The sequence below is a fragment of the Zavarzinia sp. genome (genome assembly GCF_041650655.1).
Lineage (GTDB): Bacteria > Pseudomonadota > Alphaproteobacteria > Zavarziniales > Zavarziniaceae > Zavarzinia.
The window spans coordinates 14461-31108 of the sequence record NZ_JBAZKR010000050.1; the positions used below are offsets into that span (position 1 = coordinate 14461).

The window sequence follows — 16648 nt, forward strand, 5'->3', positions numbered from 1 at the left end:
AGAAGCGTGGCATGACACTGTACGAGCATATTTTCATTGCTCGCCAGGACGTTTCCAACCAGCAGGTGGAAACCCTGGTCGAAGAACTGACCCGGATTCTCGGTGAGAACGGCGGCACGGTCCTGAAGAGCGAATTCTGGGGCCTGCGCAACCTCGCCTACCGGATCAAGAAGAACCGCAAGGGCCACTATGTGCTTCTGCACATCCGCGCGCCCCATGCCGCGATCGCCGAGATGGAGCGCAACCTGCGCCTCAACGAGGACATCATCCGCGTGCTCACCCTGCGCAAGGACGAACTGGCCGAAGGCCCGTCGATCATGATGCAGGTGAAGGCCGCCCGCGAAGAGCGTGCGCGCCGCGAGGCGACCGAAGGCCGCCGCCGCGACCGCGACGGCTACGGTGACCGCGACGAATTCGGAGCTGAAGCATGAGCGAGCGTAATTCCCAGGGCGGCGGTGCCGCCGGCGGCGCTGCCCGCCGTCCCTTCTTCCGTCGCCGCAAGTCGTGCCCCTTCTCGGGCCCGAATGCGCCGAAGATCGACTATATGGACGTCAAGCTGCTGCAGCGTTTCATCTCGGAACGCGGCAAGATCGTGCCGTCGCGCATCACCGCGGTGTCGGCCAAAAAGCAGCGTGAGCTGGCCCAGGCGATCAAGCGCGCACGCCACCTGGCGCTGCTGCCCTATATCGTGAAGTAAGGAGACGAGCAGATGGAAATCGTCCTCCTGCAGCGCGTCGAGAAGCTCGGCCAGATGGGCGACGTCGTCCGCGTTCGCGACGGCTACGCCCGCAACTTCCTGCTGCCGCAGAAGAAGGCGCTGCGCGCCACCAAGGAAAACCTGGCCCGCTTCGAGAAGGAGCGCGTGCACCTGGAAGCCCACAACCTCGAACTCCGCAAGGAAGCCGAGGCCGTGGCGGTGAAGATGGACGGCGCCACCGTCGTCATCGTCCGCCAGGCGGGTGACACCGGCCAGCTCTACGGCTCGGTCAACAATCGCGACGTCGCCGCCGCCCTGATCGAGGCCGGCTACCATGTCGACCGCCGCCAGGTCATGCTCGGCCAGCCGATCAAGACCCTCGGCCTGACCCCGGTCCGTGTCGTGCTGCATCCGGAAGTCTCGGTCACGGTCAACATCAACATCGCCCGCTCGGCCGCCGACGCCGAAGTCCAGGCCGCCACCGGCGCCGTGGTCTTCGAGCACGAGGAAGAGGCCGTGGTGAACGACGAAGACCTGATGCCGGTCGTCGACGACGAAGAGTAATCGGGCGGCCTCCGGCCACCGACGGAAGCCCGGCGCGAGCGATCGCGCCGGGTTTTCCTTTTTCGGGCCTTTCGCTTTCCGGGCAGGCGCCATGCGCTTTGAACAAGCCCTCTGCAGGAATGCGTATTGCCAGATGTTAATCGTTAACTTTTAATCGAGCAGTCGTTAGGCGGCATAAGACCGCATCGGCAGACGCCCTTTAATGTGCAGGGGGTGGTGATGTTGCTCGATTCGCTGTTGAAGAAGGTCATCCGCCACGGCCGCTTTGCGGTCATCGACCCGGGCGGCCGCCGCCATGTCTATGGCGACGGCAGCGGCGGCCCGACCCCGACTCTCCGGGTGCATGATCGCTCGGTCCTGTTCAGGGCCGCCATCGACCCCAGCCTCGGCTTCGCCGAGGCCTATATGGATGGCCGCATTACCGTCGAAGAGGGCGATCTCTACGACGTCTGCATGGTCGTGGTGGAGAATTTCGAGCGCGTGGGGCTGAGTGGCCTCGCCAAGCTGAAATCGGTCCTGCGCCGTCTGTTGCGCCCGCTCGAACAGCGCAACCTGGCTCATATCGCACGCCGTAACGTGGCCCACCATTACGATCTTTCGGGCGCGCTCTACGATCTCTTCCTGGACCCCGACCGGCAGTATTCCTGCGCCTATTTCGCCCGCCCGGACATGACGCTGGAAGAGGCGCAGGCGGCCAAGAAGGCCCATATCGCGGCCAAGCTGCGGTTGCAGCCGGGCATGCGGGTGCTCGACATCGGCTCGGGCTGGGGCGGCCTCGCCCTCACCCTGGCGCGCGACTACGGGGTCGATGTCACCGGCGTCACGCTGTCGACCGAACAGCTCGGCGTCGCCCGAGGGAGAGCCGAAAAGGCCGGCTTGGCCGATCGGGTGAAATTCGAACTGCTCGATTACCGCAAGGTCGAGGGCCGCTTCGACCGTATCGTTTCGGTCGGCATGTTCGAACATGTCGGGGTCGGCTTCTACGACGCCTATTTCGGCAAGATCCAGCACCTGCTGGCGCCGGACGGCCTCGCCATGGTCCATACCATCGGCCGCGCCGGCCCACCCGGCCCGACCAACAGCTTCATCGCCAAATATATCTTCCCGGGCGGCTACACGCCGGCGCTCTCCGAATTCATGGCTTCGGTCGAACGTTGCGGCCTGGTGACGACCGATGTCGAAGTGCTCCGCGTCCATTATGCCGAGACACTGAAGGAATGGCGGCGGCGGTTCCGTGCCCGCTGGGCCGATGCGGCCGCCCTCTACGACGAGCGCTTCTGCCGGATGTGGGACCTCTATCTCGCCTCCTGCGAAGCCTCGTTCCGGGTCGGCGGCCAGGTGGTGTTCCAGGTCCAGATGGGCCACACGGTGGCGAGCGCCCCCATGACCCGGGATTATCTTTATAACGCCGGTCCCGAAGCCGCCCTCGGCCACCGCTCGGCGGCGCAATAAGATCCCCGACGTTCACAGGCTGTGGATGAAATTTCTGGGGATCGTCGCGGGCGGGAGCGCTTAAGCCCTCCCCCCGCGACCGCTCCGGGATAGACTGCCGCGATGGATACCGCCCGCCCCCTCGCCACCCCGCTCATCGCCGTGAACGACAGCGGGGCCGACCCGACCTATCGCACACCGCCGCACAACATCGAGGCCGAGCAGGCCCTGCTGGGCGCGATACTGGTCAATAACGAGACGGTCGGCCGAGTCTCCGAATTCCTGCTGGCCGAGCATTTCTTCGAGCCGCTGCACCAGCGGATCTACGAACACGCGGTGAAGCTGATCGAGCGCCAGCAGATCGCCAACCCGGTCTCGCTCCGCCCCTTCTTCGAGAGCGACCCGGCCATGGTCGAGATCGGCGGCCCGGCCTATCTCGCCCGTCTCGCCGCCAATGCGGTGACCATCATCAATGCCGGCGACTATGGCCGGGCGATCTACGACCACGCGGTGAAGCGCCAGCTCATCCAGGTCGGCGAGGAGATCGTGAACACGGCCTATGAGGCCGACATCGACAATCCGGCCGAAGATCAGATCCAGGCCGCCGAAGGCAAGCTCTTCGCGCTCGCCGAATCGGGCAGCCGCGAAGGCGGCCTGATGCCCTTCAGCCACGGCCTGACCGAGGCGATCGAGGCGGCCCAGCGCGCCTTCCAGTCGGACGGCAAGCTGACCGGCGTCGCCTCAGGCCTGGTCGACCTCGACCAGAAGCTGGGCGGGCTGCACCGTTCCGACCTGATCATCCTGGCCGGCCGCCCCTCCATGGGCAAGACCGCGCTGGCCACCAACATTGCCTTCAACGCCGCCCGCGCGGCGCGCTTCTCGCGCGACGAATCGGGCCGGACGACGACCACCGAAGGCGCCGTGGTGGCCTTCTTCAGTCTCGAAATGTCGTCCGAACAGCTCGCCATGCGGATGCTCTCGGAACAGTCGCGCATCGTTTCCGAGAAGATCCGCCGCGGCCAGCTGACACCGGACGAGTTTCACCACCTGGTGCGCGCCTCGCAGGAAGTGCAGAACCTGCCGCTCTATATCGACGACACGCCGGGCATCACCATCTCGGCGCTACGCACCCGCTGCCGCCGGCTGAAGCGCCAGTTCGGCCTGGGCCTCGTCGTCGTCGACTATCTCCAGCTCGTGAACCCCTCCGGCAAATCCAGGGTCGAGAACCGGGTCGGCGAAATCTCCGAGATCACCCGCGGGCTCAAAATGCTGGCCAAGGAACTGGACGTGCCGGTGATCGCGCTGTCCCAGCTCTCCCGCCAGGTCGAATCGCGCGACGACAAGCGGCCCCAGCTCTCCGACCTTCGCGAATCGGGCACCATCGAGCAGGACGCGGACGTCGTCATGTTCGTGTTCCGCGAGGAATACTACCTGATGCGGCGCGAGCCACGGGAAGGCACTCCCGAGCACGCTGCATGGCAAGACGAGATGGAAAAGGTGCATAATCTGGCCGAGGTGATCATCGGCAAGCAGCGCCACGGCTCCATCGGCATCGTGAAACTGCGCTTCGACCCGTCCCTCACCCTGTTCGAGAATCTGGCGCGTGAGGATTATCTGCCCGATGCCGAGTATTGAGCATGTCGAAGGACCCATCGGTGCCACCACCCGCCTGACCATCGACCTCGACGCCGTCGCCGCCAACTGGCGGATCCTGGCCAAGATCGCCGGCCCGGCGGCGACCGCCGCGGCGGGGGCCACGCGGGTCGGCCCCGCCCTTTATGCCGCCGGCTGCCGCAATTTCTTCGTCGCCCATCTGTCCGAAGCGCTGACCCTCCGCCCCCTGTTGCCGGCCGATGCCACGGTCTTCGTGCTGCACGGCATTCCCCCTGGCACGGCGGGCGAATTTGCCGCGAACGGCATCACCCCGGTCTTGAACAGCCTGCACGACATGACGGCCTGGGCGGCCCAGGCGCGAGAAGCCGGACGCGCCCTGCCCGCCGCCCTCCATGTCGATACCGGCATGTGCCGCACCGGGCTCTCGGCCGCCGAACTGGCCACGCTGGCGGAAGAACCGGAACGGCTGGACGGCATCCGGCTCGACGTCGTCATGAGCCACCTCGCCTGCGCCGACGATCCCGCCAACCCGAAGACCGCGGAGCAGCGCCGCCGTTTCGTCGAGATCGCCGCCCACCTGCCCACGGGGGCACAGCGTCCGCGCCTGGCGCTGGCCAATTCGGCCGGCGTGCTGTGGGGTGCCGACTATCACTTCGACATGGTGCGGCCCGGCATTGCCCTCTATGGCGGCAATCCGATCCCGTCGCAGGCGATGCGCTTCCACCCCGTGGTGCGGCTCGATGCCGGTATCCTGCAAACGCGCGCGATTGACCGGCCCGAGACCGTTGGCTACGGTGCCGCGCACCAAGTCTCGCGGCCGACGCGGGTGGCGACGGTCGCCGTCGGCTATGCCGACGGCTTCCTGAGGGCCGCGGGCAACCGGGGCCACGCCCTGATCGCCGGCCGCGAAATTCCGATCCTGGGGCGCATTTCCATGGACCTGATGACCATCGACGTGACCGACGTGCCGGAACACCTGACCCAGCCGGGCATGGCGATCACCCTGATCGGCGACGCGCTGACCGTCGACCGCGTGGCCAAGACCATGGACACGGTCTCCTACGAACTGCTGACCCGGCTCGGCCGGCGTTTCGCCCGCCATTACGTCGGCCGTCCGGCATGACCAACCCGATCGCCTTCGTCGGCCGGGGAGCCATCGGCGCCTTCGCCGCGGTCGGCCGCCTCACCGTCTTCGCCGGCAACGGCCTGCAGCACTGCCTGCGCCCCCCCTTCTATCTCGGGCTGATCGGCCGGCAGATGCTCTCGATCGGCTATTTCTCGCTGCCTGTGGTCGGGATGACCGCGGTCTTCACCGGCATGGTGCTGGCACTGCAGATCTATATCGGCTCTTCGCGCTTCAACGCGGAAAACGCCGTCGCCACCATCGTAGTGATCGCGATCGCGCGCGAACTCGGCCCCGTGCTCTCCGGCCTCATGGTCGCCGGCCGGGTATCGGCGGCCATGGCGGCCGAACTCGGCACCATGCGGGTGACCGAACAGATCGACGCGCTCACCACCCTGTCGACCAACCCGTTCAAATATCTGGTGGCGCCGCGCTTGATCGCGGCGACCGTGACCATGCCGCTCCTGGTCATCGTGTCCGACATCATCGGCGTGATGGGCGGCTATCTGGTCGGCACGGGCAAGCTCGGCTTCAACTACGGCTCCTACCTGAAATCGACCGTCGACTATCTCGAGGTGATGGACGTCGTCTCGGGCTTGGTGAAGGCCGCCGCCTTCGGTTTCATCCTGGCGCTCATGGGCTGCTATCACGGCTATCACAGCCGGGGCGGCGCCCAGGGCGTCGGTGCCGCCACCACCAATGCGGTGGTTTCCGCCTCGGTCCTGATCCTGGCGGCCAACTACCTGATCACCGAACTGTTCTTCGCGTCATGACCACGCCGAAACTGAAACTCGACGGCGTCGTCAAACACTTCGGCCCGAAGAAGGTGCTGGACGGCATCGACCTCGAGGTCGGCCGGGGTGAATCCCTGGTCGTCATCGGCGGCTCGGGCACCGGCAAGTCGGTGATGCTGAAATGCGTGCTCGGCCTGCTCCGCCCGGACAAGGGCCGCATCCTGGTCGACGGCGAAGACGTCGTAGGGCTTCGCGGCTCGGCCAAGGAGGACTATCTCGCCAAATTCGGCATGTTGTTCCAGGGCTCCGCCCTGTTCGACAGCATGAAGGTCTGGCAGAACGTCGCCTTCGGCCTGATCCAGGGCCGCGGCATGAAGAAGGCCAAGGCGAAGGAAATCGCGATCGAGAAGCTCGGCCGCGTCGGCCTGAAGGCAGATGTCGGCGAGCTCTTCCCGGCCGAACTTTCGGGCGGTATGCAGAAACGCGTGGCGCTGGCCCGCGCGATAGCGACCGAGCCGGAGATCATCTTCTTCGACGAGCCGACCACCGGCCTCGACCCGATCATGGCCGACGTGATCAACGACTTGATCGTCGAATGCGTGAAGGACCTGGGCGCCACCACCCTGACCATCACCCACGACATGGCCTCCGCCCGCAAGATCGCCGACCGCCTGGCGATGATCTATCACGGCAAGATCATCTGGTGCGGCCACAAGAGCGAGATCGACGCTTCGGGCAATCCTTACGTCGACCAATTCATCCATGGCCGGGCCGTCGGCCCGATCACCATGGATATCCTGAAACCCTGATGGCCAAGGCAACCGAGTCCTGGGTCTGCCAGGCCTGCGGCGCCGCGGCGCGCAAGTGGTCCGGGCGCTGCGAAGCCTGCGGTGCCTGGAATTCCATCGTCGAGGAAGCGCTACCCAGCGCGTTGCCCGGTGGGCTCGACGCCAAGGCCAGCCGGCGCAAGTCGCGGGCCCCGGAATTCACCGACCTCCGCGGGGGAGAAGCACCGCCGCCCCGCCTGCCCTCTGGCATCGATGAATTCGACCGCGTCGCCGGCGGCGGCCTGGTGCCGGGCTCCGCCCTTCTGGTCGGCGGCGACCCTGGCATCGGCAAGTCCACGATCCTGCTCCAGGTCGTCGCCGCTCTCGGCCGCGCCGGGCGTGCCTGCGCCTATATCTCGGGCGAAGAAGCGATCGACCAGGTGCGGCTGCGCGCCGGGCGCCTCGGCCTCGGCGACGCGCCGGTGAAGCTGCTCGCCGAGACCGGCCTCGGCGACATTCTCGCCGCACTCGACGCCGCCGGACGGGTCGAGGTCGTGGTCATCGACTCGATCCAGACCATGTTCGCCGAGAATATCGAATCGGCCCCCGGTACCGTCTCCCAGGTGCGCGCCGTGGCCGGTGAACTGGTCCGCTACGCCAAGCGGAAGGGCGTCACCGTGATCCTGGTCGGCCATGTCACCAAGGATGGCCAGATCGCCGGCCCCCGGGTGGTCGAGCACATGGTCGACACCGTGCTCTATTTCGAGGGCGAGCGGAGCCACCAGTTCCGCATCCTGCGCGCGGTCAAGAACCGCTTCGGCCCGACCGACGAGATCGGCGTCTTCGAGATGACCGACGCCGGCCTTTCCCAGGTGCCCAACCCGTCCGCCATCTTTCTGGGCGAACGGCAGGAGGACGTCTCCGGCACCGCCGTCTTCGCCGGCATCGAGGGCACACGGCCCCTCCTCGTCGAGATCCAGGCCCTGGTGGCACCGAGCGCGCTCGGCACGCCCCGGCGCGCCGTGATCGGCTGGGACTCGGGCCGCCTCGCCATGGTGATGGCGGTGCTGGAGGCACGCTGCGGCATTTCCTTCGGGCCGCGGGACGTCTATCTCAATGTCGCCGGCGGGCTTCGCATCGCCGAGCCGGGCGCCGATCTCGCCGTGGCGGCCGCCCTTGTGTCCGCCCTGGCCGATATTGCGTTGCCGCGAAACATGGTAGTATTCGGCGAAATCGGCCTGACGGGCGAGGTCCGCCCCGTCACCCAGGCCGAGGCGCGGCTCAAGGAAGCGGTCAAATTGGGTTTCGACCGGGCGATCGTCCCGGCCGGTGGGGCAAAACGAGCGGGCTCCGCCGGCATTACGGAGATCTCTCGACTTGCGGACATGGTCCAACGCCTAGTAGGAGATGAGGTGGGAGTCACTACTGGCCGCCCTCCGAGGAATCGCTGATCATGTCGGATCTGCCCTTCAACATCGTCGACGGGGTGGTCATCGCGCTCGTCGTCCTGTCCGCGCTCTTCGCCTTCTTCCGCGGCTTCACGCGCGAAGTGCTGTCGATCGCCGCCTGGGTGGGCGCTGCCTTCACCGCCCTCTACCTCTATGACAAGGTGCGCCCCTTTGCGATCCAGGCGACGGGCAACGAGACGCTCGCCATGGCGATCGCCGTCGGCGCGCCCTTCCTGGTCTCGCTCCTGGTCTATTCGATCGTGACCCATGTCGTGGCCAGCCGGGTGCAGAGCAGCGCGGTCGGACCGCTCGACCGCACGCTGGGCTTTGCCTTCGGCATCCTGCGCGGCCTCGCCGTCGTCTCGATCGCCTATCTGGTGGTGACCAACCTGGTGCGCGAGCCGGAAGATCCGGCCTGGATGCGCGACGCCAAGACCCTGCCCATCATCCGCGCCGGCGCCGAAGTCGTGTTCGGCCTGCTACCGCAAGAACTGCGCAGCGAGGAAGCCCTGACCCGCCTGCAGAACCAGGGCGGTGCCATGATGAACGGCGCCAGGGCGCTGCAGGACCTGGCTCCGGCGCTCGGCCCGCTCGCCCCGGGGGCGGCACCGGCCATCCTGGCACCGGCGGCCCCGGCCCCCGCGGTAACCCCGCCAGCCACGCCTGGGCCGCAGGGCGCCATTCCGCCAAAGGCCTTGCCAGCGAAGGCGCGCGAGACCAGCTATTCGCAGGATCAGGTGAACGACTTCAACCGCCTGGTCAACAGCGTCGGCGTGACACCATCGAACTGAAGGAGGCGGGTTACGTGACAACCCCTTTCGACGACGACCATCTGCGTGAGGAATGCGGCATTTTCGGCATCTACCGTCATGCCGAAGCCGCACGCCATGTCGCACTCGGCCTGCATGCGCTCCAGCATCGCGGCCAGGAGGCGGCCGGGATCGTCGCCTTCGACGGGGCGCGCTTCACCGCCCACCGTGCCATGGGCCATGTCGGGGATGTCTTCGAATCCGACCGCGTGATGGCCGAACTGTCGGGCTATGCCGCCATCGGCCACGTCCGCTACGCCACTTTCGGCGCCACCATCCTGCGCAACGTCCAGCCGCTTTTCGCCGATCTGGCCTTCGGCGGCCTCGCCATCGCCCATAACGGCAATCTGACCAACGCCATGGCGCTGCGCCGCCGGCTGGTCAAGGAAGGCTGCATCTTCCAGTCGACCTCGGACACCGAGGTGATCCTCCATCTCGTCGCCACCTCCTCCAAGGGCGGCGAGATCGACCGCCTGATCGACGCCCTGAACCAGATCGAAGGCGCCTACAGCCTGGTCGCCCTGACCGAGGGCATGATGATGGGCATGCGCGATCCGCTCGGCGTGCGCCCGCTCGTCATGGGCCGACTCGACGACGGCGCCATGGTTTTCGCCTCCGAGACCTGTGCCCTGGACATCATCGGCGCCGATTTCGTGCGCGACGTCGAACCTGGCGAGATCGTCATCGTCTCCGACGAGGGCATCCGCTCGCTGAAGCCCTTCACTACCCTGAAGCCGCGCTTCTGCATCTTCGAGCACATCTATTTCGCCCGGCCCGATTCCGTGGTCGAAGGCCGTTCGGTCTACGACGTGCGCAAGCAGATCGGCGCCGAACTGGCGCGCGAGAGCGGGCTGCCGGCCGATGTGGTGATCCCGGTGCCGGATTCGGGCGTGCCCGCCTCGATCGGCTATGCCGCCGAAGCCGGCATTCCCTTCGAGCTCGGCATCATCCGCAACCACTATGTGGGCCGCACCTTCATCGAGCCGACCCAGCAGATCCGCAACCTGGGCGTCAAGCTGAAGCACAATGCGAACCGCCCGCAGCTTCAGGGCAAGCGCGTCATCCTGGTCGACGATTCGATCGTGCGCGGCACCACCTCGCTGAAGATCGTGCAGATGGTGCGCGACGCCGGCGCCACCGAAGTGCACATGCGGATCGCCAGCCCGCCGACCACCCATTCCTGCTTCTACGGCGTCGACACGCCGGAACGGAGCCAGCTCCTGGCCGCGAGCCACGACGTCGAGGGGATGCGCAAATTCATCCAGGCCGACAGCCTCGCCTTCATCTCGATGGACGGGCTCTATCGCGCCATGGGCGAAGTCCGCCGCAACCCGGACAGCCCCCAGTTCTGCGACGCCTGTTTCACCGGCGATTATCCGATCTCCCTGACCGACCATTGGGGCGGCGACGAGGACCAGTCGCGCCGCCGCCGCGCCGCCGGCTGAGTTCATGACTCAAGCGAAACCCCTGGCAGGGCGGCTCGCCCTGATCACCGGCGCGTCGCGTGGCATCGGCTGGGCCGTGGCCCGGGCCTATGCCGCCGCCGGCGCCGATCTCATCCTGCTCGCGCGGACCTCCGGCGCGCTCGAGGAATTGGACGACCTGATCCAGTCCGAAGGCGGCAAGCCGTCGACCCTGGTGCCGCTCGACCTCAAGGACGTCGAGGGGATCGACCGGCTCGGCGGCGCCATCTTCCAGCGCTGGGGCAAGCTCGACATCCTGGTCTCCAATGCGGGCGTGCTCGGCCTGATCTCGCCCCTCGCCCATCTGCCACCCAAGGATTGGGACAGCCTGATGGCGATCAACGTGACCGCCAACTGGCGCCTGATCCGCTCGCTCGATCCCCTGCTGCGCGCCGGCGACGCCGGAAGGGCGATCTTCGTGACCTCGGGTGCGGCCTCGAAGAACCAGGCCTATTGGGGCGGCTACGGCGCCTCCAAGGCCGCCCTGGACGCCCTGGTCAAGACCTATGCGGCGGAGACGGCTTCGACCAGCCTTCGGGTCAACCTGCTCTCGCCCGGGCCGATCGACACCGGCATGCGCGCCAAGGCCTTCCCCGGCGAGGACAAGGAGCTATTGCCCAAACCGGCCGACGTGGCGCCCCTCTTCGTCGAACTGGCGCGTCCAGAAGAAACGCGCCACGGCGAGATTGTGCGCTATCATCGGCCCTGACCGCCCATCTGCAGAGGCCGATCATGCCGCTCGAATCCGTGCAGAGTGTCGCCCCCTTTCCCCTGCCTTCACGTGAAGCGCGGGGGCCCGGCGCGCCGGACGACGTGTGGCGCGCCCTGGTCGATCATGCCGCCGCGATCGCCGCCCATGAGCCGCTGCTGACCCGCCTCGCCCGCCACTGGATCCTGGGCAAGCCCGATTTCGCCGCTGCCCTCGGCGCCATGCTGGCCGACAAATCGGCCTGCGAGATGACACCGCGCGACGTCGTCGCCGACCTGGTGGCCGAAGCGGTGGCGACCGAGCCCGACATCGCCCGCGCCGCGGAAGCCGACCTCGCCGCCATCCTGGCGCGTGACCCGGCGGTCAAGGGCGCCGCCCATCCCTTCCTCTTCTTCAAGGGCTTCCAGGCCCTGCAGATGCACCGGATCGCCCATCACCTGTGGAATGCCGGGCGGCACGACGCCGCCCTGTTCTTCCAGAGCCGGGGGTCCGAAGTCTTCGCGGTCGACATCCATCCGGCCGCCCCGGTCGGCCGCGGCGTGATGCTCGACCACGGCACCGGCCTCGTCGTGGGCGAGACCGCCTCGATCGGCAACGACGTCTCGATCCTGCAGAAGGTGACGCTCGGCGGCACAGGCAAGGAATCGGGCGACCGCCATCCCAAGGTGCGTGACGGCGTGCTGCTCTCGGCCGGCGCCATCGTGCTCGGCAATATCGAGATCGGCCGCAACCCCAAGGTCCGCGCCGGCAGCGTGGTGCTGCACGACGTGCCACCCTGCGCCACCGTGGCCGGCATCCCGGCCCGCATCGTCGGCTGGTGCAAGGAAGGCGCCCCCGCCCTCTCCATGGATCACGAATTGCCGGAAGACGGGCGCTGACTAGAGGTTTTCGACGCAGTCCGCGATAGTGGTCGCGAAGGTCAAGTCGGTCAGGCCCTCGGTCGAATAGTAGTGCCGTTCGATCGTCGCACCGAGATCCATCAGGGCCCTGATCGACCGGTCCCTGCAATTGTCATCATGGACCCGCTTCGCCAAATGTTCCCGGTCGACGGCGCCGGGCGGCGCGCTGACGGAATAATCGAAGCGAAGCCGGCTGTCTTCGGCCCGGACCTCGACGAGAGTTGTCACGGTGTCGACCGGGATCGGACCGTGGATCGAATGGGCTATATCGTCCATCACGGCGTGCAATCCTCGCAACTGCACATTCAGCCTCATGTTGGCGATCTGAAAGTCCAATTCGGACTGAACCCGCAGCGACACGTCGTGCTGCACCGTGGAGCCGGTGTAGCCGAACAGAACGGTGACGGCGACAAAGGCCAGGCTCGACAGGATGCCGAATGGCCCCTGCACAGCATCCGGCAGACGCGCTCCCCGTTCCACCCTGGACGGCCATAAGAACAGAGCGACTCCGGCCACCGGAATCAGGGCCAGCGCTGCCGGCCAACTCCGCTGGAAGGCGTCGCGTGCACGGGCCCCCGCCGCGGCGCCGAAGGCGACCGCCAGCACAAAGATGGCGAACGTCCAGACCGCCATCGGAAGCCACAGGCGCCCCGCCAGAAAGGCGTCAGGGAAGTCCGCCACGAGATAATTGGAAGCGGCGGCAGCCAGAAAAATCGGTAATGCGATGCCCGCGAAACCGAACCGCCCGAGCAGCCGCGGCCAGCGGATCAGCCGGATTCCGATCCCCCCGCCGAGGCCCACCAGCATCCAGGTCGGCGCCAGGGGCGGCCAGTTCGTCGTCACGAAATACAGCCACAAATCCGAATTCATCGAGTCCCGCCGGCAGAAACGCAACTATCGTGCACAGCGGGGTCGAGCTTCACAAGGACCACTTGTAAAGTCCGATCAATCGTCGTCGTAAGGATTCTCGTTCTTGCGGAGGCTCAGGCGGACGACGACGCCTTCCATGTCGAAGGCTTCGCGGAGCCCGTTCATCAGGTAACGGGAATAGGAATCCGGCAGTTCACCCGGGCGGTTCATGAACAGGGCGAAGGTCGGCGGCCGGGCCTTCACCTCGGTCATGTAGCGCGGACGCAGACGGCGCCCGCCGACCGCCGGGGCCGGATGCCGTTCGGTCGCTTCCGAGAGCCAGCGGTTCAGCTTCGCGGTGGGGACGCGGCGGTTCCACTTGGCATAGATCGAGAGGGCGGCGGGCATCAGCTTGTCGAGGCCACGGCCGGATTTCGCCGAGATCGTGACGACCGGCAGACCGCGCACCTGCGGCAGGTGGATTTCCAGCTTTTCCTTGAGGTCCGCCAGGGTCTTGTTGTGGTCTTCGACCGCATCCCACTTGTTCAAGGCGACCATCAGCGCCCGCCCCTCGTAGAGTGCACGGTCGGCGATCACGAGGTCCTGCCGGTCGATGCCCTGCACGGCGTCGATCATCAGAATCACCACCTCGGCGAATTTCACGGCGCGGATCGTGTCGCCGACCGAAAGCTTCTCGAGCTTGCTCTCGACCCGGGCCTTCTTGCGGAGGCCGGCGGTGTCGAACAGCTTGATGGGCCGGCCTTGCCATTCCCAGGCGACCGAGACCGAATCGCGGGTGAGTCCGGCCTCGGGCCCGGTGATCATCCGGTCCTCGCCGAGCAGGCGGTTGATCAGGCTCGACTTGCCGACATTGGGCCGACCGACGACGGCGACGCGGAGCGGCTTTTCCGGGTCCTCGACCACTTCGGCGTCCGGATCGAAGGCACCTTCGCCCTCCCCCCCGTCCTCGTCGTCCTCGCCGGCATAGGGGTCCTTGCCCGCGGCTTGCAGGCGGTCGACGATCGTCTCATAGAGGTCGAGCATGCCGTCGCCATGTTCGGCCGACAGGTTGACGGCTTCGCCGAGGCCGAGTTCCCAGGCCCCGGTGGCGCCGATCTGGCCCTCCTTGCCCTCGGCCTTGTTGGCGCAGACCACGATCGGCGTCGAGGTCCGGCGCAGCAGGCGCGAGAACGCAAGGTCGAGGGGGGTTACACCCGCCCTGGCGTCGAAGAGGAACAACACGAGGTCCGAATCGGCAATGGCCCGTTCCGTCTGGCGACGCATACGGCCTTCCATCGAATCGTCGACCGCATCCTCGAACCCCGCGGTGTCGAAGACCGAGAACGTAAGGTCGCCCAGCCGGCCGTCGCCCTCGCGGCGGTCGCGCGTGACGCCCGGCGTGTCGTCCACCAGGGCAAGCTTCTTGCCGACCAGGCGGTTGAACAACGTCGACTTGCCGACATTGGGCCGGCCGACGATGGCAATCCGCAGACGGGCCTGTTCCGAGACCATCGGGTCTCCCTCCGTTCAAATGCAAACGGCACGCGGGTCGTCCCGCGTGCCGTGCGAAAGTCGATGCGTTCCTCAGCGGATGGCGACGAGCGTCCCGTTCGAGGTCAGCACATAGACGGTGCCGTTGGCGACGACGGGGGTGATCACCGTCTTGCCCGGGAGCTGAATCGAACCCAGCACGTCACCGGTATAGGGCGAGACCGCGGTCATCACCCCGGTATTGGAGGCCACCAGCAGGCGATCGCCGGCCAGCACGGGACCCGACCAGGAGACGACGCCGCTCTTGTCCTTCTCGTCCTCGTAGCGAGCGAGCTGGGTCACCCAGCGCACGCGGCCGTCGGCCCGGGTCAGGCAGATCAGGGCGTTGTCGTCCGAGACGAGATAGATGTAGTCGCCGCCGGCCCAGGGCGTGTTGCTGGAGCCGATGGAGCGATCCCACAGGCGGGAGCCGGTGCGCAGCTCGATGCCCACGGTGGAACCCGCATGGCTGGTCGCGAAGACGTCGCCGCGGTCGATCACGACCTGGCCACGGATGTCGTTCAGCGCGGCGATCGGCGTCGTCGCGCCGGTGCGGATCAGGTTGTCCGACCAGACCACGCGACCGTTCTCGACGCGAAGCGCGAAGAGCTCGCCAGAGGAGAAGGGAACCACCACGGCCTCGCCCGCCACGGCGGCGCTCGACGCGCCGAGGAAGGCGGCGCTCTCCGAGATACCGACATGGTTCCACAGCACGTCGCCGTTGTCGGTCGAGAGTGCGAAAAGCTGGTTGTCCTGGGTGATGCCGAAGACGCGACCGCCGTTCACGGTCGGGCCGGAGCGGAACGGAATGCCGATCGAGCGCTTCCAGATCACCTTGCCGTCGGCCGCGTTCAGGGCGAAGACGTCGCCGTAGCCGGTGGTGGCGTAGACCTTGCCGTCGTCATAGGCGACGCCGCCGAAATAGCCGGTCGCCGAGTCCTCGTCCTCTGGCTGCAGGCTGACGCTCCAGCGCCGCTTGCCGTCGAGGCTCAGCGCATTCACATGGGCGCTGGTGTCGAGGACATAGATCGAATCGGTGGTGACCACCGGCTGGGCGACCAGGCGGGTGTCGGCGGAATCGCCGCTGCCGGCATCGGCGGTCCAGGCGACCTTGAGGTCCTGGCCCACCATCAGGTGATACATGGCATGGGCCGGATAGCCGCCGGGCTGCGGCCATTCCGGGTTGGCATAGGGCGGCGGGAGTTGGACCGCGACGCCGGCCAGCGCCGGATCGGGCTGGACGTCCGGCGACTGGTCGGCCAGCACCGAAATGCGCTCGCCCTCGACCCGCTGGGCCGGACCCGACGAGAAGGGATTGATACTGTCGAAAGTCGAACAGGCACCCAGCAGGCTGCTCAGCAGCAGGGCGGCCGCGGGGCGGCTGAAACTACGGACTGCGATCATGGACGCTGCCCCTCGGTACCGGACGGTTGATCGGACGGGTTGGCCGGAGCCGCCGCAGGAAGCGGGCCGCCCAGTGCATCAAGAACTTCCTGTGCGCGATTCTTCAACCGCGACGGTGCGGCAGCATCGTCGACGAGTTCGGCCAAAAGACGGCGAGCATCGTCGGCAGCCCCTGCCTTCAAACGGACATAGGCCCGCAATTCCTTCACCAGAGGTGCGAATCCGGCCTCGGCCCCGACCACGTCGAGCCGGCGGTCCAGTTCCTCGGGCTTGGCCGAATCGAACAGGGCCTGCACTGCGAGAACGCGCGCCAGGGCCGCCAGCGAAGGATCGCCCGCCGATTCCGCCACCTTGTCGTAGAGGGCGACGGCGCCCGGGATGTCGCCGGCATCGAAGGATGCCGCCGCCCCGTCCAGCCGGGCGAAATCGCCGTAGGCGCCGCCCGCCTGCTCGGCCAGGGCGGCGAAGGCCTTGGCCGCGTCGGCCGGCTTCTTCTCGGTCAGGAGTTGGGCCGCCGCCGCCAGGGCGTGGGCATTCTCGTTCAGCTTCGATTCGCTGTAGCTGCGCCACGCGATATAGCCGCCGATGCCGACCAGAATGGCGATGC

At 67.1% G+C, this 16648-nt stretch carries 17 protein-coding genes; 13 read left to right on the forward strand and 4 right to left on the reverse strand.

The window, feature by feature from the left end:
- Window positions 1-11 precede the first annotated feature (11 nt).
- From rpsF to cysE, 13 genes are all read left to right on the forward strand, one after another.
- Window positions 12-431, forward strand: a complete 420-nt coding sequence (gene rpsF / locus WC493_RS12905; RefSeq protein WP_373065934.1) for a 30S ribosomal protein S6 — start codon at window positions 12-14, stop codon at window positions 429-431.
- Complete coding sequence (gene rpsR, locus WC493_RS12910) at window positions 428-697, forward strand: 30S ribosomal protein S18 (RefSeq protein WP_373065935.1); 270 nt, start codon at window positions 428-430, stop codon at window positions 695-697. The genes rpsF and rpsR overlap by 4 nt, the downstream gene beginning before the upstream one ends.
- Before the next feature lie 12 nt (window positions 698-709).
- Window positions 710-1261, forward strand: a complete 552-nt coding sequence (gene rplI, locus WC493_RS12915) for a 50S ribosomal protein L9 (protein WP_373065936.1) — start codon at window positions 710-712, stop codon at window positions 1259-1261.
- A 219-nt stretch (window positions 1262-1480) separates the two neighbouring features.
- Window positions 1481-2713 carry a class I SAM-dependent methyltransferase gene (locus WC493_RS12920; RefSeq protein ID WP_373065937.1) on the forward strand — a complete coding sequence of 411 codons (1233 nt, stop codon included), beginning with the start codon at window positions 1481-1483 and terminating at the stop codon, window positions 2711-2713.
- A gap of 102 nt (window positions 2714-2815) precedes the next feature.
- Window positions 2816-4327, forward strand: coding sequence for a replicative DNA helicase (locus tag WC493_RS12925; protein WP_373065938.1), 1512 nt, complete (start codon window positions 2816-2818; stop codon window positions 4325-4327).
- Window positions 4314-5429, forward strand: a complete 1116-nt coding sequence (gene alr / locus WC493_RS12930) for an alanine racemase (RefSeq protein ID WP_373065939.1) — start codon at window positions 4314-4316, stop codon at window positions 5427-5429. The genes WC493_RS12925 and alr overlap by 14 nt, the downstream gene beginning before the upstream one ends.
- On the forward strand, window positions 5426-6202 hold the full coding sequence (locus WC493_RS12935; protein WP_373065940.1) for an MlaE family ABC transporter permease: 777 nt from the start codon (window positions 5426-5428) through the stop codon (window positions 6200-6202). Before alr ends, WC493_RS12935 begins: the two co-directional genes overlap by 4 nt.
- Window positions 6199-6972 (forward strand): ABC transporter ATP-binding protein, encoded by a 774-nt coding sequence (locus WC493_RS12940; protein WP_373065941.1) that lies wholly within the window; start codon window positions 6199-6201, stop codon window positions 6970-6972. Before WC493_RS12935 ends, WC493_RS12940 begins: the two co-directional genes overlap by 4 nt.
- A complete protein-coding gene (gene radA, locus WC493_RS12945) occupies window positions 6972-8381 on the forward strand; it encodes a DNA repair protein RadA (RefSeq protein WP_373065942.1) in 1410 nt (469 codons plus the stop codon). The genes WC493_RS12940 and radA overlap by 1 nt, the downstream gene beginning before the upstream one ends.
- Window positions 8382-8383: 2 nt before the next feature.
- Complete coding sequence (locus tag WC493_RS12950) at window positions 8384-9169, forward strand: CvpA family protein (RefSeq protein ID WP_373065943.1); 786 nt, start codon at window positions 8384-8386, stop codon at window positions 9167-9169.
- 14 nt (window positions 9170-9183) lie between these two features.
- Window positions 9184-10632 carry an amidophosphoribosyltransferase gene (purF, locus tag WC493_RS12955; RefSeq protein WP_373065944.1) on the forward strand — a complete coding sequence of 483 codons (1449 nt, stop codon included), beginning with the start codon at window positions 9184-9186 and terminating at the stop codon, window positions 10630-10632.
- A gap of 4 nt (window positions 10633-10636) precedes the next feature.
- Entirely contained in the window at window positions 10637-11359 is a 723-nt protein-coding gene (locus tag WC493_RS12960; RefSeq protein WP_373065945.1) for an SDR family NAD(P)-dependent oxidoreductase, read from the forward strand.
- Window positions 11360-11382: 23 nt separating this feature from the next.
- Complete coding sequence (cysE, locus tag WC493_RS12965) at window positions 11383-12237, forward strand: serine O-acetyltransferase (protein ID WP_373065946.1); 855 nt, start codon at window positions 11383-11385, stop codon at window positions 12235-12237.
- Here the strand turns inward: cysE and WC493_RS12970 are convergent, their stop codons facing one another.
- From WC493_RS12970 to WC493_RS12985, 4 genes are all read right to left on the reverse strand, one after another.
- Window positions 12238-13128 (reverse strand): hypothetical protein, encoded by an 891-nt coding sequence (locus tag WC493_RS12970; RefSeq protein WP_373065947.1) that lies wholly within the window; start codon window positions 13126-13128, stop codon window positions 12238-12240.
- Between the two features lie 75 nt (window positions 13129-13203).
- Window positions 13204-14619 carry a ribosome biogenesis GTPase Der gene (gene der, locus WC493_RS12975; protein WP_373065948.1) on the reverse strand — a complete coding sequence of 472 codons (1416 nt, stop codon included), beginning with the start codon at window positions 14617-14619 and terminating at the stop codon, window positions 13204-13206.
- A gap of 72 nt (window positions 14620-14691) precedes the next feature.
- Window positions 14692-16041, reverse strand: a complete 1350-nt coding sequence (locus WC493_RS12980) for a PQQ-binding-like beta-propeller repeat protein (protein WP_373065949.1) — start codon at window positions 16039-16041, stop codon at window positions 14692-14694.
- Window positions 16038-16648, reverse strand: a 611-nt coding sequence (locus WC493_RS12985) for a tetratricopeptide repeat protein (protein ID WP_373065950.1), incomplete at its 5' end; no start/stop codon positions are given. The genes WC493_RS12985 and WC493_RS12980, both read right to left, overlap by 4 nt.